We start from the raw sequence: 18506 nt of genomic DNA on the forward strand, positions 1-18506 counted from the left end.
ACCCTGCCTTATGGATGAGAGGAGTTTAATGATGGACAAAGGTTTGCAATCAGAGGGGAATATGATTGACGTCCAGCAGATGATTGAGAACAATAAGAAAAAGAAAACGGTCGGTGAAAGAATAGAGAAAATCATCCCGTTTTTCCTGTTACTTTGTGCAGCAGTAAGTGTTCTCACGACACTGGGTATTTTATTTACTTTATTAAGAGAATCGATCGGATTTTTCTCCGATGTTTCAATTGTTAATTTCTATACAGGATCAAACTGGTCTCCGTGGTCCGGCGAATATGGGGTTGCTCCGTTAATCGGTGGTACACTGCTTGTTACGCTGATTGCAACACTTGTTGCAGTTCCACTTGGACTAATGGCAGCCATTTTCTTGAGTGAGTATGCGAATGATAAAGTTAGAAGGGTCATCAAGCCTATCCTGGAAGTACTGGCTGGTATTCCTACAGTCGTCTACGGATATTTTGCTTTGACGTTCATCACTCCAATGTTTCAATCTATTATTCCTGATCTTGGAATTTTCAACGCCTTAAGCGCAGGGGTTGTCGTAGGAATTATGATTATTCCTATGGTTGCATCCCTTTCTGAAGATGCCATGAACTCTGTACCGAATGCTCTACGTGAAGGTGCGTATGGTCTGGGAGCTACGAAATTGGAAGTTGTAGTAAAGGTTGTTCTGCCAGCCGCTCTTTCCGGAATCGTTGCCTCTATTGTACTTGCTATTTCCCGTGCAATTGGGGAAACGATGATTGTAACGATTGCGGCCGGCGCTACACCGAATCTTACTTTCAACCCGACAGAGTCCATCCAGACGATGACTGCCTTTATTGTACAGGCTGCAACAGGGGATACGACATTCGGATCCACGATTTATTACAGCCTTTATGCAGTAGGTATGACCTTGTTTGTATTCACCTTGGTCATGAACCTGATTGCCCAGTACATTTCGCGTAAGTTCAGGGAGGAATATTAATGCTTGGACAGAATGAACAAAATATGAAGAAGCGCATGGAAGGCAGAGTAACCGCAAATAAAATCTCCATGGTTTTATTTGGACTTGCTACAGCTGTCGGCCTGATCGTTCTAGTTTTACTATTTTACCGTGTGTTGACTCAAGGGGTTGGATACCTCAGCTTGGATTATCTTTTAAACTTTCCTGCTCCGTACCCGGAAGAGGCAGGGATATATGCCGGCTTGATCGGGTCGATTTTCTTAATGATCATCGTTGCCGTGTTTGCCATCATTATTGGTGTAGCAACAGCCATTTATCTTGAAGAATACGCACCCCAAAATCGCTTTACAGACTTTATTCGTGTGAATATCCAAAACCTTGCCGGCGTTCCGTCGATTGTGTTTGGACTTCTGGGATTAACTTTCTTTGTCTATATGTTCAGCTTTGGGTACACCCTTCTTGCGGGTGGTTTAACCATGGCACTTCTTATTCTTCCTGTTATCGTTGTGGCAGCGCAGGAAGCTGTCCGGTCTGTACCGTCTGAAATCAAGGAAGCTTCCTATGGAATGGGAGCCTCCAAGTGGCAGACGATTGCCCGCGTGATACTTCCAGCGGCAATACCAGGAATATTGACAGGTGCCATCATTGCGTTGTCACGGGCCATTGGGGAAACAGCTCCGTTGATTATTGTCGGAGCAGCTACAGCTATTTATACACTGCCGGATTCACTGCTTGCGAAGTATACAGTGATGCCGATTCAAATTTATAACTGGACGGGCAGACCACAGGAAGAGTGGCAGTATGTAGCCGGTGCGGGGATCATTATTCTACTGGCTGTCCTGCTTTTGATGAACTCAATCGCTGTCTTGATCCGGAACAAATATCAGAGACGCTTTTAATTAGGATGAGGAGGGTTTCATTATGAGTAAAGTAATGGAAGAGAAAACAAACGTGAGAAACGAACAAACAAAAAAACCTGAAGTGAAATCAGAGGTAAAAAAAGAGAAAACCAACAGCATCATCGAAGTGAATGATTTGAACCTATGGTACGGATCCGATCAGGCTCTTTATGAAGTAAGCATGGGTATTCCACAGGAACGGGTAACGGCTATTATCGGGCCTTCAGGCTGTGGTAAATCTACGTTCCTAAAGACATTGAACCGTATGGTTGAAATGGTGCCGATTGTTAAAACGTCTGGTTCTATTAAATATCGCGAACAGGATATCTTCAGCAGTAAATTCAAGGAAGAATACCTTCGTACAAAAGTGGGGATGGTTTTCCAAAAGCCGAACCCATTCCCTAAGTCCATCTATGATAACGTTGCTTACGGTCCACGTATTCATGGTGTGAAAAAGAAAGAAATTCTCGATCAGATTGTTGAAAAGAGTCTGAAAGGGGCAGCCATCTGGGATGAGTTGAAAGACCGTCTTCATGAGAACGCGTATGGATTGTCCGGCGGTCAGCAGCAGCGTGTGTGTATTGCCCGTGCCCTCGCTGTAGAACCTGACGTTATCCTTATGGATGAGCCGACTTCAGCCTTAGACCCTATTTCTACAGCAAAAGTAGAGGAATTGGTTCAGGAACTGAAGGAGAAGTACAGCATTGTCATTGTCACACACAATATGCAGCAGGCAGCGCGTATTTCTGATAAAACGGCCTTCTTCCTAAATGGGGAGCTTATTGAATATGCCGATACAGATAACCTGTTCCAAAACCCTCAGGATAAGCGTACAGAGGATTATATTACAGGACGGTTCGGCTAATTCGGGAAGGGGTATTCTATGTCCATTCGTGTTCACTTTGAGGAAGAACTTGAAAGTATAAAAGAACAAATTAAGGATTTAGCTATCGATGTCAAGTACTCCCTTGATACAGCCATCCATCTGTTGTATCAGGGAGATGTGGAGGCAGCTGAAAAATTAATTGAAGATGATGCGGTGATCGATGCAAAGGAAGAAAAAATCAACGAGGACGCCATTTTAATGCTTGCCAAGCAGCAGCCCGTTGCCCGGGATTTACGAAGAATTGTAACAGCCATTAAGATTTCTTCTGATTTGGAGCGGATGGCGGATCACTCTACAAACATTGCCAAGGCGACGATTCACCTCGGAAAAAATCATGGGATTCAGATTGACCCTGAGCTTCGGGAGATGGCCATTTTAGCGATGGATATGGTGGATTTGGCTGTGAAAGCCTTTGAACACGAAGACATTTCCCTGGCGAATAAGCTTGCAGAAATGGATGATGTCGTTGACCGGAAGTGCGGGGATGTAGTGAAGCAGATGCTTGAATTCACGGCCATCAATCCTGAACAGGTGCAGCATGTCATGCAGATGGCTTATATAGCCCGATATATAGAACGATATGCCGATCACATCACGAACATCGGTGAAAGTATCTTCTATCAAGTTAAAGGAAGAACGTATGATTTAAATTAATTAATAAAAAGCGTCTGGATATGGATATTCAGACGCTTTTTGTCATACCACCTGTAAGAAGAAAATAAAAAGACCGTAAGAGCACTCTACACGCTCTTGCGGTCTTTTTACATACGTTTATTTTGAAGTCATGGCCCCGGCCATTTCTTCGAACGACATGGTTGACTTGACTGTGGCCTGGCCGATTTGGATATACCGGCTGTAACCGCCGTCTTCCATAAATGCAGTAAAATCATCCGCATCCTCAATGATGCCGGCATCCACTAATTTTTCACCGATTTCGGGAGTTGTCGTACCTTCGGCAATATCAATGGTATACGTTGTCTCCCCGGAACTGGATGGTTCTGCTTTTCGGGTTGACGGATTTTCAGCTTTTACCGCTGCCCATTCCTCATTGGAGAGTACCCGGTATCCAGACTGCTCCAGATCGTCCATCATATCTTGTTCACTCATAGATTCTGTAATCACTTCCGCTTCAGGGGATTCCGTATTCCAGTATGTTATTCCTAGAACAGCGGTTGATGTCAGTAATCCTATGGAAAAGGCCTGTATCCACTGCTTCATGATTGAACTCCCTGCTTCGGTCGGTGGACCATAGCAAGAACCTCATCTTCACTCAAATTCGTCTGCTTCGCTATGTAATGGGTTTTATAACCCTTTTGATACATGGTAAGCACCGTATCTGCTGCATTCAGTGGTGTGGAAGGCCTGCTTGTTTGTTTTTGATTGTGCTGATCGACAATTTCCTGTGTCAAATCTCCAGCAAGCAATTCCTCTTCAAGGACTTTCATTTTTTTCTTCATTTGATAATCGTTCTGCATCATTGTCAAGTTCATCTGTTCCATTTGATTCTCCAACTGTTTGATGCGGTCTTTAGCAAAGAAGGAAAGAATGAAAAAAACAATAGCTGCGCCCGCCAGCGCTGCAACTGCATAAAACATAATATCACTCCTAAACGAATCCCTGTTTATTTATATCATACAAATCACGGCCTGGCTATGGGATATTCAGCCGTTTTTACTGGAATATTCACTTGAAAGACAGGCAGGTTTTTGTTATTATGAGTAAGTCTGATAATGTGATTAAGTCAGTGATTAGATACTAGGAGGAATGAACATGCGTGTAAACATTACACTTGCCTGCACTGAAACAGGTGACCGCAACTATATTAGTACTAAAAACAAACGTAAAAACCCTGAGCGCATCGAGCTTATGAAATACAGCCCGCGCGTTGGTAAGCACACACTTCACCGCGAAACGAAGTAAGCAGTAGGATTTATTCCTACTGTTTTTTTTATACATATCGGAGGTGACGGGATGGATAAAACAGCGTACCGCTTTAAAGGAAAAAGCATCCTTCATAACATATCATTAAGAGAGAAACAGTCCATTGAATCATCCATGTATCAGAGCTTATTCTCCAGTGAAGAATGGAAAAAGGCCAAGATTATAGGAGTCACTCTTTCGCAGGACCATGAATGGTCTACAGAGCCGATCATAGAAGAAGGCTGGAAAGCAGGGAAGACCATTGCGGCGCCCCGGTGTCTGCCTAAGGAAAAGCAGCTGGAATTTTATCAGCTGGACAGCTACAATCAGTTGGAGCGCGTTTATTTTGGATTAAGGGAGCCGGTGCGGGATAAAGATTGGTTCGTTGAAAAGAATGCCATTGATCTGCTGCTCGTTCCCGGACTGCTGTTCGATTCCAAAGGGTACAGAATTGGTTATGGTGGGGGATACTATGACCGTTATATTGAAGGCTTTAGAGGGAAGACGATGATGATGGCTTCAGAAAAACAGCGCGAGGATACCCTTCCGTTTGAGGACTATGATCAGCGGGTGGAATATGTTCTCACAGAAAAAGGGATTCATTCCACCTATACTCTGTAATACAATACTGGTTTAAAAATCAAAAGAAGCTTGTATAAGGGAAGAGAGCTGAACAGAAACTAGGCGTATCCAATCACAAATGAGGTGTCTTACATGCGTCTATTCTTTCGGTGGATCTTCATTATCGGGTCTTTGATTACAGCGTTATACAAGTATCGTTACCAAGCCCTGGATGTAGTCACGAGATTTCCTGCCCTGCGCCGGATGCTTGTACGTTTTTCTATGAATATCCCGTGGGTGCGGCAGAAATTTCTATCCCAGATGTTTCGGGGGCACTCTTGAAGCGGTCAGGTTATCCTGGCCGTTTTTTATTTGTACAGTCAGGTAGTGTGAATGGCTGTGCAGGTGGGAAGCGTGGTAATATGAAAGGTGCAGGGAGGGACCGCCATTGTTTATTGAACAGGAATATTACCTCTGGAAAATGGCTGACTATATGGTCCAGGTTCAACATTTCCAGGTTCTCCATGTGAATACGAATCATGGGGAGATATGGCTGGAGAAAAAAGTGAATAAAAAAAACCATGTGTTCAGGCTTTCCCATAAACAGCTGAATTGGAGAAATGAACTGGCGAGGGAACTGGAAACCGGGTATCGACAGCTCAATCAAAACCGGTCTCTATTTCGCGGAGGGAAGCTTGAGTTTCATATGGTATTCGTATCTGAACATCCTCCTGTTGACGAGTGGGAAGATACTGTAAAGGGGTATAAGGATCAAAAAATCCCATTGCATTTGTATTATATGAATGATGAAAACAAGGAGCAGGCACTGGCTGACCTTTTTCAATCACTAGACATCGATAAGCCTGAAATCAACCGGAGTATAAGGGAAGAGGAAATGGAAGCTTCCCTTCCTTATATGAAGCATCAGCTCGTGAAAAAACAGAAAGATCAAAGAGAGGCTGCAGCTTCCATTTTTGATTACGGTCGTCCCCGATTGACCTATGTTCTGTTAGCCGTCAACATTTTGGTCTTCCTTTATCTGGAGATCATCGGAAGCACAACCTCCATTGAAACGTTGATTTCCTATGGTGCCAAATATAACCCGGCAATTATGGAAGGAGAATGGTGGCGGATCTTTACGTCGACCTTCCTTCATATTGGCTTCATCCACCTCTTTATGAACATGCTGGCCTTGTATTATTTAGGTTCTGCAGTAGAGAGGATTTATGGCACGGTGCGTTTTGCGGTCATCTATTTTGCTGCCGGCCTGTTCGGAGGGATGGCAAGTTTCATGATGAATCCTTCGGTCGCTGCCGGAGCTTCGGGAGCTATCTTTGGGTTGTTTGGCGCCCTGTTGTTTTTCGGTGTTCAGTACAAGCAGCTGTTCCTCCGGACGATGGGGTATAACCTCATCGTGATTATCGGGATCAATATTGCTTTTGGTGTGATGGTTCCTCAAGTGGATAACGGCGCCCATATTGGCGGATTAATCGGAGGGTTTACTGCGTCTGCAATGGTTCATATGCCGGCGCATTCCATGAAAAAATGGCAGCCCGCTGCTGCTCTGCTTTATATTGGAGCCATGGCAGCTATGGTATATCTTGGCATCACAGGCGTATTTAATGGGGAGCAGTCCAGGGTGGTTGTTGAGGAAGTAAGCGAGTTGAACGAACAGCAGTCCTACGGGGAAGTCATCCAACGCACCACCCAGGCTCTTGAGGACCCGCAGGGCTATGAGGCAGAACTTCTTTTCCACAGGTCCTATGCCTACCTGCAGTCCGGAGACTCGTCAGAAGCCAAGGACGATCTCGAGCAGGTCATATCCATCGCGCCGGATCTGGCAGAAGCCCACTACAACCTGGCCCTTCTACTTCAGCAGGATGGTGAATTGGAAAAAGCGGCTGAACGGGCGTCCACAGCCGCTGAATTAAATCCGGACAATACAAACTTTCAACAGTTGAATGAAGAATTGGCTCAATAATATTGAATGAGCTGATGTTTTTTTCCTGTATCATCTTCGTACAATACAATTAAATGCTTCCCATCCTTGTCGAACAGAATCAGGGGAATGTAACTTTGAATCGGATGCGATGATTTCGTATCGCTGATACCCAGCACATAATTTTTATACAGCCCTTCCCATAGTTGGCCTTTGATGCGTTCAGAATCAGCTTCATTTGTCCCGGGTAAGGGCTTGTTATGATAATCCGCAAGTTCTGTAAGAGCGACTGCTGTATATTTGTCCCGTGGAATTTGATAATGGGTGATAAGCTCCTGCCACTGGGCTTCAATCTGTTGTTCAATAGAATGATCGAGCCTTTGTTTCCACTCCTTTTCCTCCTCGGTCTCCGGTTGCTTAAAAGCGGTTCGGAGCGAGTGGGGGGAATCGATGACGTACAGTTCATCCCTGGAGGTGGCCTGCATGCTCTTTATTTCATTTTCCCCTTCATGAACCTCTCCGTGGTGAAAGGAAACCGCCTGATATTTTTGACTGTCTTCGCCATGGAGCGACGTTTCTTTTTCAATGACGTCTGCATTCTCCTTCCACTTCGATACAACCCCTTTCAATCTTCCATTTACGTAAAGCAGGGAAACGTCCTGCCTTAAATACACAGGACTTTCACTTTTGGAAGCTACCTTCCAGGATACTTTGTATTCGTCCTCGTCTTCCTCAGCGTCATAATCAAGAGCGGTTCCAAATGATTCGAATGTTTCCGATTGATCGATTGGGAAATATTTGATGACGGGCTGCTCTCCAGTCTGGGTGAATAATGCCAGGGCGACTGCCAGAGTCAGCGGGCCCAGCACCCAGTAGATCCACACTTTTTTCATTCGACTCTCTCCTTGGCCTGTCACAATCTTGAATTAGTAAAGGATATGTATTGAAAAAGCAGGACATGCCTCTGACTGGAACTTCTACATGAACCTCTGCGCATGAAATCGGGGGTTTGTAGGAAAAATAAAAGATAGCACAGGAGAGTGTAAGGAGGCAGGCGCGTGGAAGAAAAGAAAGATCAGCGATTGTTTGACAGTTATGAAGAAAATGTAGCGTATATGAGAAAACGACTCGGCGTGGACGAAAGCTTTGATATGGTTCATCTGGACCTGGTATATGCCGGCCGGGGGATGTCCTTGTTCTTCATCGATGGCTTTGTGAAGGATGATATTCTTCACTATTTAATGAAGCTGTTGTCTCGTCTGGAGCCAGAACAGCTCGATCCCGATCCTTTAGATAAATTATTGAAAACCCATCTTCCCTATGTAGAACTGGGGCAGGAAAAAGATATGAATCAGGCGGCCAATCTCGTTCTGGGAGGACCGACAGCCCTTCTTGTAGAAGGGGTCGACGAGATCATTATCATTGATGCCCGGACCTACCCCGTACGCGGGCCGCAGGAACCAGATCTGGAAAGGGTTGTCCGTGGCTCCAGGGACGGCTTTGTAGAAACGATTATTTTTAACACCGCCCTGACAAGAAGACGTGTGAGGGACCGGTCCTTACGAATGGAGTATCTGCAGGTCGGAAGAAGATCGCTGACAGATGTCTGTATCTGTTACATCAAGGATATTGCCGATACAGATCGAGTGGATCATCTGAAAAGGGTGCTGCAGGAGATCGATACGGACGCTCTACCTATGGCGGAAAAGACGATCGAAGAATATATCAGTGGGCAGCATTGGAACCCCTACCCGGTCATTCGTTACACAGAGCGGCCGGATACAGCGGCCGCCCACTTGTATGAAGGACATATCCTCGTCATTATTGATGGATCTCCAAGTGTCATGATTACTCCGGCAACGTTCTGGCATCATATGCAGCATGCGGAGGAATACAGGCAGAAACCATTGGTGGGGGCTTATTTACGGTGGGTCCGCTATTTTGCGTTTTTTGCATCTATTTTTGTTCTGCCCCTGTACTTCTTATTTTCAAAAAATCCAGACCTGCTTCCGGAGTCCCTTTCCTATATCGGTCCAACAGAAGCGGGAACCATCCCATTACTTGTGCAGTTCCTTTTTGCTGAAATTGGAATAGATATGCTGCGGATGGCCGCTATCCACACCCCGTCTTCTCTGGGGACAGCTCTGGGGCTCGTGGCTGCCATATTAATCGGACAGGTCGCCGTGGAAGTCGGGCTCTTTTCAAGTGAGGTCGTGCTGTACCTCGCCCTTGCTGCGGTTGGGACGTTTGCTACACCAAGTTACGAGGTCGGTCTGGCGGACCGTCTTTCCAGGCTCGCGCTTCTCTTGGCTGTGGGACTTTTCGGACTTAAAGGGTATGTGATCGGGATTACGTTCTGGCTGATTTACCTGACGCGGATGCAGACGTTCAAAACCCCGTATCTCTGGCCGTTTATGCCGTTTTCCTGGAAGCCCTTAAGAGATGTGCTGCTGCGTTCGCCCATTCCTTTGAAAAACAGACGACCCGCCTTTCTTCACCCGAAAGACCCTGACCGCTGACGGCCGGGGTTTTTCTGCATTTTCAATTGGACCGACTCTTGCTATAATAGGAACTGGTGATAAAATATGAAAACGATTTATGATGTTCAGCAGTTTTTAAAAAAATTTGGAACGATCATATATATTGGTGATCGGACAGCAGACTTAGAAATGATGGAAGATGAGATCCGGGAGCTCTATCAATCCCAGTGTATGACAACAGAAGACTTTCAGATGGCTTTATTGCTGCTCCGCAGTGAAATTGCCCGAGAGAGAGACCGGCAGGAGGGGGACAATCGACGATGAGCGGACACGTGTACATAGGTGCTGATATTGGCGGTACAACGATTAAGCTTGCTTTTATTAACGAAGATGGACAAATTATGAAAAAGTGGGAAGTTCCGACGAATACGGATGACAAAGGGGCGGCCATTCCTGAAGACATTTCCGAAGCCGTAGAGCAGGTCCGGGCGGAGCTGGGCATCCATCCGTCACAAATTATGGGGATCGGGGCAGGAGCTCCTGGATTTGTGGAAACTTCAACTGGTTATATCCACGAAGCTGTAAACATAGGCTGGAAAGATTTTGACTTCGGTCGAATTTTAAGTGGACTGACGGGCTATGACGTTTGGGTCGATAATGATGCCAACCTTGCAGCGCTCGGAGAGAACTGGCTCGGGGCAGGGCGCGGATGTAAAGAACTCATCGCGGTTACGCTTGGAACTGGAGTAGGCGGAGGTGTGATCGCCAACGGCAGTGTATTGAATGGGGCGAATGGAACAGCAGCAGAACTCGGCCACGTAACGGTCATCCCTGAAGGCGGAGCCCCTTGTAATTGTGGGAAGACCGGATGTCTGGAAACAGAGGCGTCAGCTACAGGGATTGTTAGAAAGGCGAAAGTGGAAGCGGAAAACTATGATGACTCTGCTCTTCATTCCTTTATTCAATCCGATGAGCTTACAGCCAAAGATGTCTTCAGAGCTGCTGCGGAGGGAGACGAAGCGGCATCGGTTGTTCTTCATCAGGTAACCGACGTGCTTGGAATGGCAATTGCCAACATGGCAATCGTTATCAACCCTGAGAAAATTGTCATCGGTGGTGGGGTTTCACAGGCTGGTGATCAACTGCTGAACCCCTTGAAGACGGCGTACCGTAAATATGCCCTTTCCCGAACAGCGGAAGCGTCCACTTTTGAATTTGCAGAACTTGGAAATGATGCCGGGGTTATCGGTGGAGCGTATTTAGTGAAAAAGAACAAATAAAAAAACTGGAGCCTTGTCGGCTCCAGTTTTTTTGTGGGGATTCGGCTCATAGAAAACATTCTTCATGTTGGAGGAGGCCATGATGATGAAATAGGTAGATAGACCTTATCGAAACTGGTAAAATCAGGGTAATAAAATTTGAAACTTTTATGGTACAATAGACGTCATATATAAAGTGACGGTTTAATATTGATAATAAGTGGAAAATGTAAAGTTAAATAATGGCTATGGTTAAAAAATGTAAAGATATGGCCATAGATGTACTAGAGGAGGAACCACCATGCAATTGAGAAATATTCGCATGCCTTTATTTATGATTGCTACGGTTTTATTTGGTATTAAGACATACATCGTTTACCGATTTATGTTTGATTTATCGATTGAAAACCCCATGCAGGAATTGATCCTGCTGTTTAATCCGATTGCGAGTGCCTATTTGATTTTCGCCATCAGTGTATGGATGAAACCTAAGAATCAACGGAAATACTTAAGGTGGACCGTGCTTCTCGGTTCTTTTATTTTGTTCGTGAACTTGATCTTCTATCGGAATTTCACTGATTTCATTACCATTCCTGTATTGTTCCAGGGGAATAATGCAGCGGACTTAACAGGGAGTTTCCTTACGCTTCTGCATATCGAGGATATTTTCATTTTTGCCGATGCAGCCATCGTCTGGTACTTGAGCAGACAGAGGTTTGATTTGACTGTAAAGCTTCCTAAGCGTGGGAAGATCGCTGCAACAGCCGTCACTTTTCTGCTGCTGGCCGGCAATGTCGTCCTTGCTGAAATTGAGCGTCCGATGCTGTTTGTGCGTGCGTTTGACCGCGAGTATCTCGTCAAAAACATAGGCATCTTTAACTACCACGTGTATGATGCGACCATGCAGACAAAAACGAGAGCGCAGAGAGTATTCGCTGATGGTAGTGAAATTAGTGAAATCGAGTCTTATCTTCAAGAGAAATCACCGGATGAAGCTGATAAGGATGCTGAATTGTACGGGATTGCTGAAGATAAAAATGTGATTTTCGTGAGTGTGGAATCTTTCCAGCACTTTTTATATGATTCAGAAATCAATGGAGTAGAGACCACACCTTTCCTGAACGAATTGAAGGAAAGCAGTGATACGGTTACGTTTGAAAACTTCTATCATCAGACTGCTCAGGGGAAAACGTCTGACTCAGAGTTTATCGTGGAAAATTCGTTGTACCCTCTTGGCAGGGGAGCGGTGTACTTCACCCATGCCGGGAATGAGTACCATGCGCTTCCTGAAATTCTCAACAATGAAGGATATGAAACATCTGTTTTCCATGCTAACAATGGAAGCTTCTGGAACAGGGATGTGATGTATGACAATATCGGATACGATGAGTTCCACGATGAGCAGTCCTTTGACGTGACACCGGAAAATTCCTTTGGATGGGGACTTGAGGATAAGGCGTTTTTCGAGCAGTCGATTGATTATTTGAAAGAGCAGGAGCAGCCGTTTTACAGCAAGTTTATTACGCTGACCCACCATTTCCCATTTGAACTGCCGGAAGAAAAGGCGCATATCGACAAATACGATTCCAATTCCAATACGTTGAATGCATACTTCCAGACAGCCAGGTATACAGATGAAGCGCTGGAACAGTTTTTCCAACAGCTGAAGGATGCGGATCTTTATGAGGATTCCATTATTGTTATGATGGGTGACCACTACGGCATCAGCGATTTTCATAATAAAGCGATGAGTCAGTTCCTTGGAGAAGAAGTGGATCCATTCGTTCAAACACAGCTGCAGCGTGTCCCGTTCATGATTCATATCCCAGGGTATGAAAATGGGGGCGTGGAGAATAAGGTCGTCGGGCAGATTGATGTGAAACCGACCCTGCTGCATTTGCTGGGGGTTGATTCCGGAGGCGATATGACCTTTGGTGACAACATGTTCTCTGAGAAGAAAAAAGATTTCATCGCTCTCCGTGATGGCAGTTTTGTGACGGAAGAGTATGTCTATACCAGTGAGACATGCTATGACAGGGAAACAGGGGAACCGTTGGAAGAAGGGCAGGCGGAAGCTTGTGAACCTGTGAAGCAGGAAGTGGACCAGGAGTTGAACTACTCTGATAATATTATTTACGGAGATTTATTCCGGTTCTATGATTTTAAATAATGAGAAAAGCTTGTACAGTTGAACTGTGCAGGCTTTTTTTCTGCTGCATAAATGTCCTATCAGGAGGGTAAAGATAGGCAGATAGATGAAAAAGGGGGAAGGGCTGTGTTTCGTTTTGAACATGTCAGCCAGCAGCCGCTGGAGGATTTGAATTTTACAATAGAAAAAAAAGATCAAGTCATTTTATTCGGTCCATCAGGAGCTGGAAAAAGCACGCTGTTATTTTTATTGAACCGACTGAATGATCCCGGGAAGGGGACCATCTATTTTAAAGATGCGCCTATCTCTGAACACCCTGTAACGGAATTAAGAAAAAAGGTGGGGCTGGTCCTGCAGGCTCCGAATTTGTTTCCGGGGACCGTTCTGGACAATTTGAAATATGGTCCCAGCCTTTTTGGTGAATGGCAGGAAGAGGACGGCAGGAGGCTCCTGGATTATGTCCAGCTGCCATCCAGCTATTTGGAAAGGGATGTCGATCAACTGTCCGGAGGAGAAAAGCAGCGGGTTTCCCTGGCAAGGACACTTGCGAATTCACCGGATGTCCTGCTCCTGGATGAACCGACAAGTGCACTGGATTACCGGACGGCTGAAGAAATCGAGGAAGTGTTGGAAGAGCTCATACAAGAACACGAACTGACGATGGTGATGGTTACTCATAATTTGAATCAGGCCCGGCGGCTTGGAACGCGCGGCCTTTTTGTTGCTGACGGAAAGCTTCAAGAGGATGGAACCATCCCGGAAATGTTGGAAAACCCGAAAACGGAACGACTCCGTGAATTTTTGGAACAGTAAGGATGTGGTGAAGGTTGGCTCCTGAAATATCAAATCAGTCATTATTATTTTTAGTGATCTTTGTCATCGTCCCGCTTGCTTTGTCTTATTTTTATCAGCTTGGAGTCAGTAAAAGTGTGTTGTGGTCAACATTCAGAGGGACGGTGCAGTTGTTTGCCATCGGCTACATATTAACCTTTCTATTTGAACTCCCGGCCTCTTATGGTATTCCTCTTATGCTCTCGGTTATGATCATCATCGCCACTTTTCATGCCAGGCAACGGGGAAAAGAGCTGCCTTATGTCGGCTATGTCTTATTCGCCGGTCTGGTTGCGATTGAGGCAGGAGTGCTCGGTCTCTGGCTGATCTTTGACATGATCCAGTTTAAGCCCTCAGAAGTCATCCCGATGAGCGGGATGGTCATTGGGAACAGTATGACAGCCATGGGACTGGCTCTCGAAAGGATGAAGAGTGAGTTCAAGGAAAATAATGGTCGGCTGTTGGCGGCTTTATCACTCGGAGCGGAGCCGAAGCAGGCCTCACATTTAATTGTACAAAAAACACTGCATGCTTCATTGATCCCAAACGTAGACCGGCTGAAGACCATTGGTCTTGTACAGCTTCCCGGAATGATGACGGGTTTGATACTCGGAGGTGTATCGCCGGTTATGGCGATTAAATATCAGCTTGTGATTTCCCTGAGTATCTTTTCTTCTGTATCCTTAAGCTCTATGTTTATTACGCTCGCTATGTATAGGTATTTCTTTAACAGGGAGAAGCAGCTGCTCCAGTCGGAAGAGGAAATCCGCAGTTCCAGATCCTAAAAAAAGCAGGCTCTTCATCAGAAGAGCCTGCTTTTTCATTTAAGCAAAGAGATTGTACCAGATTGTCATGACAGAGAACCAGCCAAAAACTAAAGCTGAGGCCCCTGCAAAAAGGACAGCGAAAAAGTTTTTTGTTTTCAGTTCGCGGAAAATTGCAAAGACACAAAGAATTGTAACAAGTAATAGAAGAATAGCTGTTACCAAATTCAGCACCTCCCGGCCCACTTTTCTTTATTATCATCCCAAAACCATGGATGTTATACTATATGTAACGAACGTTGATACTCATATTTTATAGTATTATAAGGAAAATGTCGAGTTATCTCTCCGTATTTTCTGAAAATCAAAAAGAGGTGGATCCTATGATGAAAATTTCCCGTCTTCCCTTAGGACCGGTATCCACAAACGCTTACATTATTCATGAGAATAAAAAAGCGCTGGTTATCGACCCCGGCGGTGATTACAAAAAGCTGGAAAGTTATCTCCAGGAAAGAGAACTGGACGTGAAAGCAGTCCTTCTGACACATGCCCATTTCGACCATATCGGTGCCGTCGATGAGGTGAGGGAGGCCTATGATGCTCCTGTGTACATACACGAAAACGAAGCCGGGTGGCTCGGAGATCCTGAGAAAAATGGTTCCCAGCTGTTTGGGCTTGGCCGGATAACAGCGGCTCCTGCGGATGAGTTCCTTAAGGAAGGGCCAATGGAATTGGAAGGCTTTCCGTTTGAAGTGCGTTTTACTCCCGGTCATTCACCGGGCAGCGTGTCCTTTGTGTTTAGGAATCAAAGGTTTACCATCGCAGGTGATACACTCTTCCAGCGCGGCATTGGGAGAACGGACCTTCCTGGTGGAAGCCGGGAGGTGCTGGAGGAGAGCATCCGGACGCAGTTGTTTTCGCTGCGGGCGGATATGCGGATTTTCCCCGGACATGGCCAACCGACTACAGTGGGCGAAGAGATAGAGGAAAATCCTTTCCTTAACTAAAAAAAAGCTGTTATCCATAGAACTGGATAACAGCTTTTTTTCTAGTGTCCACCAAACCCCGGTACCAGAATAAACGAACAGTAGTAAGTAAAACCAATCATAAAGACTGTCAGGTATGAGAAAAATATGTACACATACATACGCTCTGACAGCTTAAGATACCCAATAGTAAGGAAAAAAGCCGTTTGAACTAGTGAAAGTAGAGATGCTTCCACCATATCACCGGTATAAAACATGACAGCGAAAATACCTGTCCAAAAGGCCAGAACTCGAAACATACGATCCATGCTTTTTTCCCCCTCCTTTTCTGTCGTTAAACCATCACCCATATTATATACGACCCTGAAATAATTGTAAATAAAACGGATACATGTTCCTTTGTGTAGTATGTGTATATCCATTTACACTTACTCGTAATCGTCCTGATTCAGTGTGAACTCTTTACCTCATCCGATCTTTCATGGATCTTGCTTGTATTTTTCGATGAGTGCTGCGTAATTATGCAGAAAAATGCCTTATAATTGTGAACATTTTATGTCAAGTGAAGAAATGTGTTTAAAATATTGTACAAAGGTTATACAATCACTGTACAACGATAAATAACACACAGCGAGGAGAGCTGAGCATGGAAGAGTTAAAATTTTATACCTACCCGAGTTGCACGTCCTGCCGACGCACGAAGTCATGGTTGAACAGTCAGGGGGTCGTTTTTAACGAACAGCACTTGTTCCGTGAAACTCCTACAGCCGATGAACTGAGACAGATTCTCGCCCTTACAACAAACGGAATTGATGAAATACTAGCTAAAAGAAGCAAGGAATTCAAGGCTTTGGATATTGATGTAGACGACCTTTCCCTCAATGAATTTTTGAACCTTGTGATTGAAAAGCCGAAATTGCTGCGCCGTCCGATTTTGACAAATGGCGAAAAGCTTGTCATTGGCTATGATCCAGAGGGACTGCGTGGAATTACAGATAAACGCGTGGAATACACAGAAAAAATTTCATGAACTTACTTAATGGTGCACCTGAATGGAGGTGCATTTTTATTTGTCTGGATATTGGTAAGTGACAACATATTTACTTCCCGATTGGTTCACGGATAATTCCCAGCTGCACTTCCATAAGGCTTCGGTTTCTTTCCTGCATTCCGCAGCGGCTGTTCCGTTCGCGGTGTGGTAGGAATAGGGAAAAAACGCCTCGCTATCTGGTACCTGTGCCAGCTCAGTGTTGATGTAGTGCCGTGCTCTCTCCAGCAGATGCTTTTTTGTAATGCCATATTGGTGGCTTTGTGTAAGCCTGTGGTGGTTTTCAAAGGAAGCAGCTGTGTATGATACAAGAAGGACAAAGACAAGGGTAACCATCAGGACCCAGGGGAAAATCATACCGGATTCACTTTTTGTGAGGCAGGTGAACCACCTCTTCAAAAGTTTCCTCATTTGTTAAACCCACCTCTACAGATACTATAAAGTCCTTTTCGGTATACGACAGGTTTTTAACGTTTTCCAGAAGGATTTCGTATCCCTTTCCATTTACTGTACGTTTAATCGTGGAGCCATTTTGGGAGATTTCGATAGTCCGGTCATCCTTGTCTGTAACGACAAGGACGTCCCGGGTGAAGGTATACGTCTTGGACTGACTTACCTCCTCATAAAGAACATGGGTGAATTGTTCCGCAGCAAATTCCTCTGTATAGCTGCTCATACCTTTGATGAGAGGAAAGACGGGACTGATGAAGGCTGTTACGATGGTCAGGATTGTCAGACTCAGAACAACTTCCGTGAAGGTATAGCCCTTATTCCGGCGGAACATCATACAGGCAGAATTCATTTTCGCGATCATTGATATCCTTCCAATAGGCACAGCCCGTGCCACCGCCTTCCTTTGTGAATATCAGTGTGACTGGATTTTGAATTTGATACACTTTTGTATAAGGGTAGGGCCGGTTCTCTTGGAGGTGAAGGTGATATTCATCGTATAAAAGGGAAACAGCTTCCCGTTCCCATGAAAGAGCGGCCCGGCCGTTTTCGAGTGAGATAAGAGCCGGGAAGAGGGTGAGAAGCAGCACCAGCAGGACACTGAACGCTGTAACGGTTTCCAGAAGAGTGAACCCGTTAGAGTTCCTCAATTCTCATCCTGCTCGTCCCAAAAGGGAACGTGATTTTATACGTAGCATCAAGTGATGAAATCCTCATCGTCCCGGCTTTCCGGATGGTCCCCTGCTGGTTGAAGTAAACGTTATAGGGAAGTGTCAGCATTTCAATCGTCCACCCTTCAGGCAGTGTAGTTTTTGTGATGGTTTCCCTGTGAAGGGAGTCGTAAATGTAATAGTATCCCCGGCTTGTATTAAAACGGAGTGAATGGTACCCATGATCGTTCATGGATAAATGTTGAATGAGGTATACATCTTCCTTGAATTGTTCCAGGACCTGCGTAGTCTTCACTTGCTCATAAGTGGAGTGGTGGATCGGAGTCAGGCAGAGAATCAGCACAGACCATGTGAGCAGGACGAGAAGCGTTTCTGTCAGGGTAAATCCTTTATTCCCCCGCAGCGTCCACTACCTCACCGTTTGTAATGGTCAGGGCTGTACCATCTGGACATTCGGTTGTCTTGATGTATTCAGCTGTTTTCAACTCTTCGATGGTCGGAACAGCATTGTTTTCGACTTGATAAGCTTCCATCTGAGCTTCCACCGTCACTTTTAAGGCGTCACACCCTTTAGTTCTGATATTTTCTGTGTTCTGCGACAAGTTGGGGATGGTGATGATCAGCAGAACAGAAATCACGAGCAGAACGATCAGCATTTCTATCAGCGTAAACCCTTTTTCATTTTTCCACATAGGTCGATCTCCT

At 45.2% G+C, this 18506-nt stretch carries 25 protein-coding genes; 15 read left to right on the top strand and 10 right to left on the bottom strand.

Annotated features, from left to right (window positions below; genetic code table 11):
- Positions 1–31 precede the first annotated feature (31 nt).
- The 4 genes from pstC to phoU are packed head-to-tail and all read left to right on the top strand — an operon-like array spanning position 32 to position 3397.
- Entirely contained in the window at positions 32–979 is a 948-nt protein-coding gene (gene pstC, locus ACXADP_RS08185) for a phosphate ABC transporter permease subunit PstC (RefSeq protein ID WP_474969000.1), read from the top strand.
- On the top strand, positions 979–1857 hold the full coding sequence (pstA, locus tag ACXADP_RS08190; protein WP_474968999.1) for a phosphate ABC transporter permease PstA: 879 nt from the start codon (positions 979–981) through the stop codon (positions 1855–1857). The genes pstC and pstA overlap by 1 nt, the downstream gene beginning before the upstream one ends.
- 22 nt (positions 1858–1879) lie before the next feature.
- Positions 1880–2722 carry a phosphate ABC transporter ATP-binding protein PstB gene (pstB, locus tag ACXADP_RS08195; protein ID WP_474968998.1) on the top strand — a complete coding sequence of 281 codons (843 nt, stop codon included), beginning with the start codon at positions 1880–1882 and terminating at the stop codon, positions 2720–2722.
- 18 nt (positions 2723–2740) lie between these two features.
- Positions 2741–3397, top strand: a complete 657-nt coding sequence (gene phoU, locus ACXADP_RS08200; protein ID WP_474968997.1) for a phosphate signaling complex protein PhoU — start codon at positions 2741–2743, stop codon at positions 3395–3397.
- 117 nt (positions 3398–3514) lie between these two features.
- Here phoU and ACXADP_RS08205 read toward each other — a convergent pair whose 3' ends face one another.
- Both ACXADP_RS08205 and ACXADP_RS08210 read right to left on the bottom strand, forming a co-directional pair.
- Positions 3515–3961 (bottom strand): hypothetical protein, encoded by a 447-nt coding sequence (locus tag ACXADP_RS08205; protein ID WP_474971231.1) that lies wholly within the window; start codon positions 3959–3961, stop codon positions 3515–3517.
- The gene (locus ACXADP_RS08210) at positions 3958–4338 is read right to left on the bottom strand and encodes a DUF6115 domain-containing protein (RefSeq protein WP_474971232.1); all 381 of its coding nucleotides are present in this window, start codon (positions 4336–4338) and stop codon (positions 3958–3960) included. The genes ACXADP_RS08205 and ACXADP_RS08210 overlap by 4 nt, the downstream gene beginning before the upstream one ends.
- A gap of 175 nt (positions 4339–4513) precedes the next feature.
- Here ACXADP_RS08210 and rpmG point away from each other — a divergent pair, with 175 nt between their 5' ends.
- From rpmG to ACXADP_RS08225, 3 genes are all read left to right on the top strand, one after another.
- Positions 4514–4663, top strand: coding sequence for a 50S ribosomal protein L33 (gene rpmG / locus ACXADP_RS08215; protein ID WP_027955394.1), 150 nt, complete (start codon positions 4514–4516; stop codon positions 4661–4663).
- Between the two features lie 51 nt (positions 4664–4714).
- Positions 4715–5284 (top strand): 5-formyltetrahydrofolate cyclo-ligase, encoded by a 570-nt coding sequence (locus ACXADP_RS08220; RefSeq protein WP_474968994.1) that lies wholly within the window; start codon positions 4715–4717, stop codon positions 5282–5284.
- Between the two features lie 388 nt (positions 5285–5672).
- The gene (locus ACXADP_RS08225) at positions 5673–7205 is read left to right on the top strand and encodes a rhomboid family intramembrane serine protease (protein ID WP_474968993.1); all 1533 of its coding nucleotides are present in this window, start codon (positions 5673–5675) and stop codon (positions 7203–7205) included.
- Here ACXADP_RS08225 and ACXADP_RS08230 read toward each other — a convergent pair.
- On the bottom strand, positions 7199–8056 hold the full coding sequence (locus tag ACXADP_RS08230; protein WP_474968992.1) for a hypothetical protein: 858 nt from the start codon (positions 8054–8056) through the stop codon (positions 7199–7201). The genes ACXADP_RS08225 and ACXADP_RS08230 overlap by 7 nt on opposite strands.
- A gap of 222 nt (positions 8057–8278) precedes the next feature.
- Here ACXADP_RS08230 and ACXADP_RS08235 point away from each other — a divergent pair, with 222 nt between their 5' ends.
- The 6 genes from ACXADP_RS08235 (at position 8279) to ACXADP_RS08260 (ending at position 14667) form a co-directional block, all read left to right on the top strand.
- Positions 8279–9682, top strand: a complete 1404-nt coding sequence (locus tag ACXADP_RS08235; RefSeq protein WP_281658387.1) for a spore germination protein — start codon at positions 8279–8281, stop codon at positions 9680–9682.
- 66 nt (positions 9683–9748) lie between these two features.
- Complete coding sequence (locus tag ACXADP_RS08240; RefSeq protein ID WP_027955399.1) at positions 9749–9967, top strand: YqgQ family protein; 219 nt, start codon at positions 9749–9751, stop codon at positions 9965–9967.
- A complete protein-coding gene (locus tag ACXADP_RS08245) occupies positions 9964–10923 on the top strand; it encodes an ROK family glucokinase (protein ID WP_474968991.1) in 960 nt (319 codons plus the stop codon). The genes ACXADP_RS08240 and ACXADP_RS08245 overlap by 4 nt, the downstream gene beginning before the upstream one ends.
- Positions 10924–11203: 280 nt before the next feature.
- The gene (locus ACXADP_RS08250) at positions 11204–13072 is read left to right on the top strand and encodes an LTA synthase family protein (protein WP_474968990.1); all 1869 of its coding nucleotides are present in this window, start codon (positions 11204–11206) and stop codon (positions 13070–13072) included.
- A gap of 105 nt (positions 13073–13177) precedes the next feature.
- Complete coding sequence (locus ACXADP_RS08255) at positions 13178–13864, top strand: ABC transporter ATP-binding protein (RefSeq protein WP_474968989.1); 687 nt, start codon at positions 13178–13180, stop codon at positions 13862–13864.
- A gap of 14 nt (positions 13865–13878) precedes the next feature.
- Positions 13879–14667, top strand: a complete 789-nt coding sequence (locus tag ACXADP_RS08260; RefSeq protein WP_474971233.1) for an ABC transporter permease — start codon at positions 13879–13881, stop codon at positions 14665–14667.
- A 39-nt stretch (positions 14668–14706) separates the two neighbouring features.
- Here ACXADP_RS08260 and ACXADP_RS08265 read toward each other — a convergent pair whose 3' ends face one another.
- On the bottom strand, positions 14707–14871 hold the full coding sequence (locus tag ACXADP_RS08265) for a DUF2759 domain-containing protein (protein WP_084163120.1): 165 nt from the start codon (positions 14869–14871) through the stop codon (positions 14707–14709).
- 158 nt (positions 14872–15029) lie between these two features.
- Between ACXADP_RS08265 and ACXADP_RS08270 the strand changes: the two genes are divergently transcribed.
- Positions 15030–15653: an MBL fold metallo-hydrolase gene (locus tag ACXADP_RS08270; protein ID WP_474968987.1), complete on the top strand. Its 624-nt coding sequence runs from the start codon at positions 15030–15032 to the stop codon at positions 15651–15653.
- A 41-nt stretch (positions 15654–15694) separates the two neighbouring features.
- Here the strand turns inward: ACXADP_RS08270 and ACXADP_RS08275 are convergent, their stop codons facing one another.
- Positions 15695–15940 carry a DUF2626 domain-containing protein gene (locus tag ACXADP_RS08275; protein ID WP_027955405.1) on the bottom strand — a complete coding sequence of 82 codons (246 nt, stop codon included), beginning with the start codon at positions 15938–15940 and terminating at the stop codon, positions 15695–15697.
- A gap of 338 nt (positions 15941–16278) precedes the next feature.
- Between ACXADP_RS08275 and ACXADP_RS08280 the strand changes: the two genes are divergently transcribed.
- A complete protein-coding gene (locus ACXADP_RS08280; RefSeq protein ID WP_474968986.1) occupies positions 16279–16662 on the top strand; it encodes a Spx/MgsR family RNA polymerase-binding regulatory protein in 384 nt (127 codons plus the stop codon).
- 36 nt (positions 16663–16698) lie between these two features.
- Here the strand turns inward: ACXADP_RS08280 and ACXADP_RS08285 are convergent, their stop codons facing one another.
- The 5 genes from ACXADP_RS08285 to comGC are packed head-to-tail and all read right to left on the bottom strand — an operon-like array spanning position 16699 to position 18493.
- Positions 16699–17079: a hypothetical protein gene (locus tag ACXADP_RS08285; RefSeq protein ID WP_474972338.1), complete on the bottom strand. Its 381-nt coding sequence runs from the start codon at positions 17077–17079 to the stop codon at positions 16699–16701.
- Positions 17045–17494, bottom strand: coding sequence for a competence type IV pilus minor pilin ComGF (locus tag ACXADP_RS08290; protein ID WP_474968984.1), 450 nt, complete (start codon positions 17492–17494; stop codon positions 17045–17047). Before ACXADP_RS08290 ends, ACXADP_RS08285 begins: the two co-directional genes overlap by 35 nt.
- On the bottom strand, positions 17448–17780 hold the full coding sequence (locus ACXADP_RS08295) for a prepilin-type N-terminal cleavage/methylation domain-containing protein (protein WP_474968983.1): 333 nt from the start codon (positions 17778–17780) through the stop codon (positions 17448–17450). The genes ACXADP_RS08290 and ACXADP_RS08295 overlap by 47 nt, the downstream gene beginning before the upstream one ends.
- The gene (locus ACXADP_RS08300; RefSeq protein ID WP_474968982.1) at positions 17767–18144 is read right to left on the bottom strand and encodes a competence type IV pilus minor pilin ComGD; all 378 of its coding nucleotides are present in this window, start codon (positions 18142–18144) and stop codon (positions 17767–17769) included. Before ACXADP_RS08300 ends, ACXADP_RS08295 begins: the two co-directional genes overlap by 14 nt.
- A 46-nt stretch (positions 18145–18190) precedes the next feature.
- Entirely contained in the window at positions 18191–18493 is a 303-nt protein-coding gene (comGC, locus tag ACXADP_RS08305; RefSeq protein WP_474968981.1) for a competence type IV pilus major pilin ComGC, read from the bottom strand.
- Positions 18494–18506: the final 13 nt, after the last annotated feature.

Source organism: Halobacillus sp. AWH4_228 (genome assembly GCF_056158365.1).

What these genes read in the sequence shown, in the direction of transcription:
- ACXADP_RS08210 (WP_474971232.1), bottom strand. Translation starts at nt 4,338, where the DNA reads ATGTTTTATGCAGTTGCAGCGCTGGCGGGCGCAGCTATTGTTTTTTTC.
- ACXADP_RS08250 (WP_474968990.1), top strand. Translation starts at nt 11,204, where the DNA reads ATGCAATTGAGAAATATTCGCATGCCTTTATTTATGATTGCTACGGTT.
- ACXADP_RS08245 (WP_474968991.1), top strand. Translation starts at nt 9,964, where the DNA reads ATGAGCGGACACGTGTACATAGGTGCTGATATTGGCGGTACAACGATT.
- ACXADP_RS08230 (WP_474968992.1), bottom strand. Translation starts at nt 8,056, where the DNA reads ATGAAAAAAGTGTGGATCTACTGGGTGCTGGGCCCGCTGACTCTGGCA.
- ACXADP_RS08240 (WP_027955399.1), top strand. Translation starts at nt 9,749, where the DNA reads ATGAAAACGATTTATGATGTTCAGCAGTTTTTAAAAAAATTTGGAACG.
- ACXADP_RS08235 (WP_281658387.1), top strand. Translation starts at nt 8,279, where the DNA reads ATGAGAAAACGACTCGGCGTGGACGAAAGCTTTGATATGGTTCATCTG.
- ACXADP_RS08275 (WP_027955405.1), bottom strand. Translation starts at nt 15,940, where the DNA reads ATGGATCGTATGTTTCGAGTTCTGGCCTTTTGGACAGGTATTTTCGCT.
- phoU (WP_474968997.1), top strand. Translation starts at nt 2,741, where the DNA reads ATGTCCATTCGTGTTCACTTTGAGGAAGAACTTGAAAGTATAAAAGAA.
- pstC (WP_474969000.1), top strand. Translation starts at nt 32, where the DNA reads ATGGACAAAGGTTTGCAATCAGAGGGGAATATGATTGACGTCCAGCAG.
- ACXADP_RS08205 (WP_474971231.1), bottom strand. Translation starts at nt 3,961, where the DNA reads ATGAAGCAGTGGATACAGGCCTTTTCCATAGGATTACTGACATCAACC.
- ACXADP_RS08220 (WP_474968994.1), top strand. Translation starts at nt 4,715, where the DNA reads ATGGATAAAACAGCGTACCGCTTTAAAGGAAAAAGCATCCTTCATAAC.
- rpmG (WP_027955394.1), top strand. Translation starts at nt 4,514, where the DNA reads ATGCGTGTAAACATTACACTTGCCTGCACTGAAACAGGTGACCGCAAC.
- ACXADP_RS08290 (WP_474968984.1), bottom strand. Translation starts at nt 17,494, where the DNA reads ATGATCGCGAAAATGAATTCTGCCTGTATGATGTTCCGCCGGAATAAG.
- ACXADP_RS08270 (WP_474968987.1), top strand. Translation starts at nt 15,030, where the DNA reads ATGATGAAAATTTCCCGTCTTCCCTTAGGACCGGTATCCACAAACGCT.
- pstB (WP_474968998.1), top strand. Translation starts at nt 1,880, where the DNA reads ATGAGTAAAGTAATGGAAGAGAAAACAAACGTGAGAAACGAACAAACA.
- pstA (WP_474968999.1), top strand. Translation starts at nt 979, where the DNA reads ATGCTTGGACAGAATGAACAAAATATGAAGAAGCGCATGGAAGGCAGA.
- comGC (WP_474968981.1), bottom strand. Translation starts at nt 18,493, where the DNA reads ATGTGGAAAAATGAAAAAGGGTTTACGCTGATAGAAATGCTGATCGTT.
- ACXADP_RS08280 (WP_474968986.1), top strand. Translation starts at nt 16,279, where the DNA reads ATGGAAGAGTTAAAATTTTATACCTACCCGAGTTGCACGTCCTGCCGA.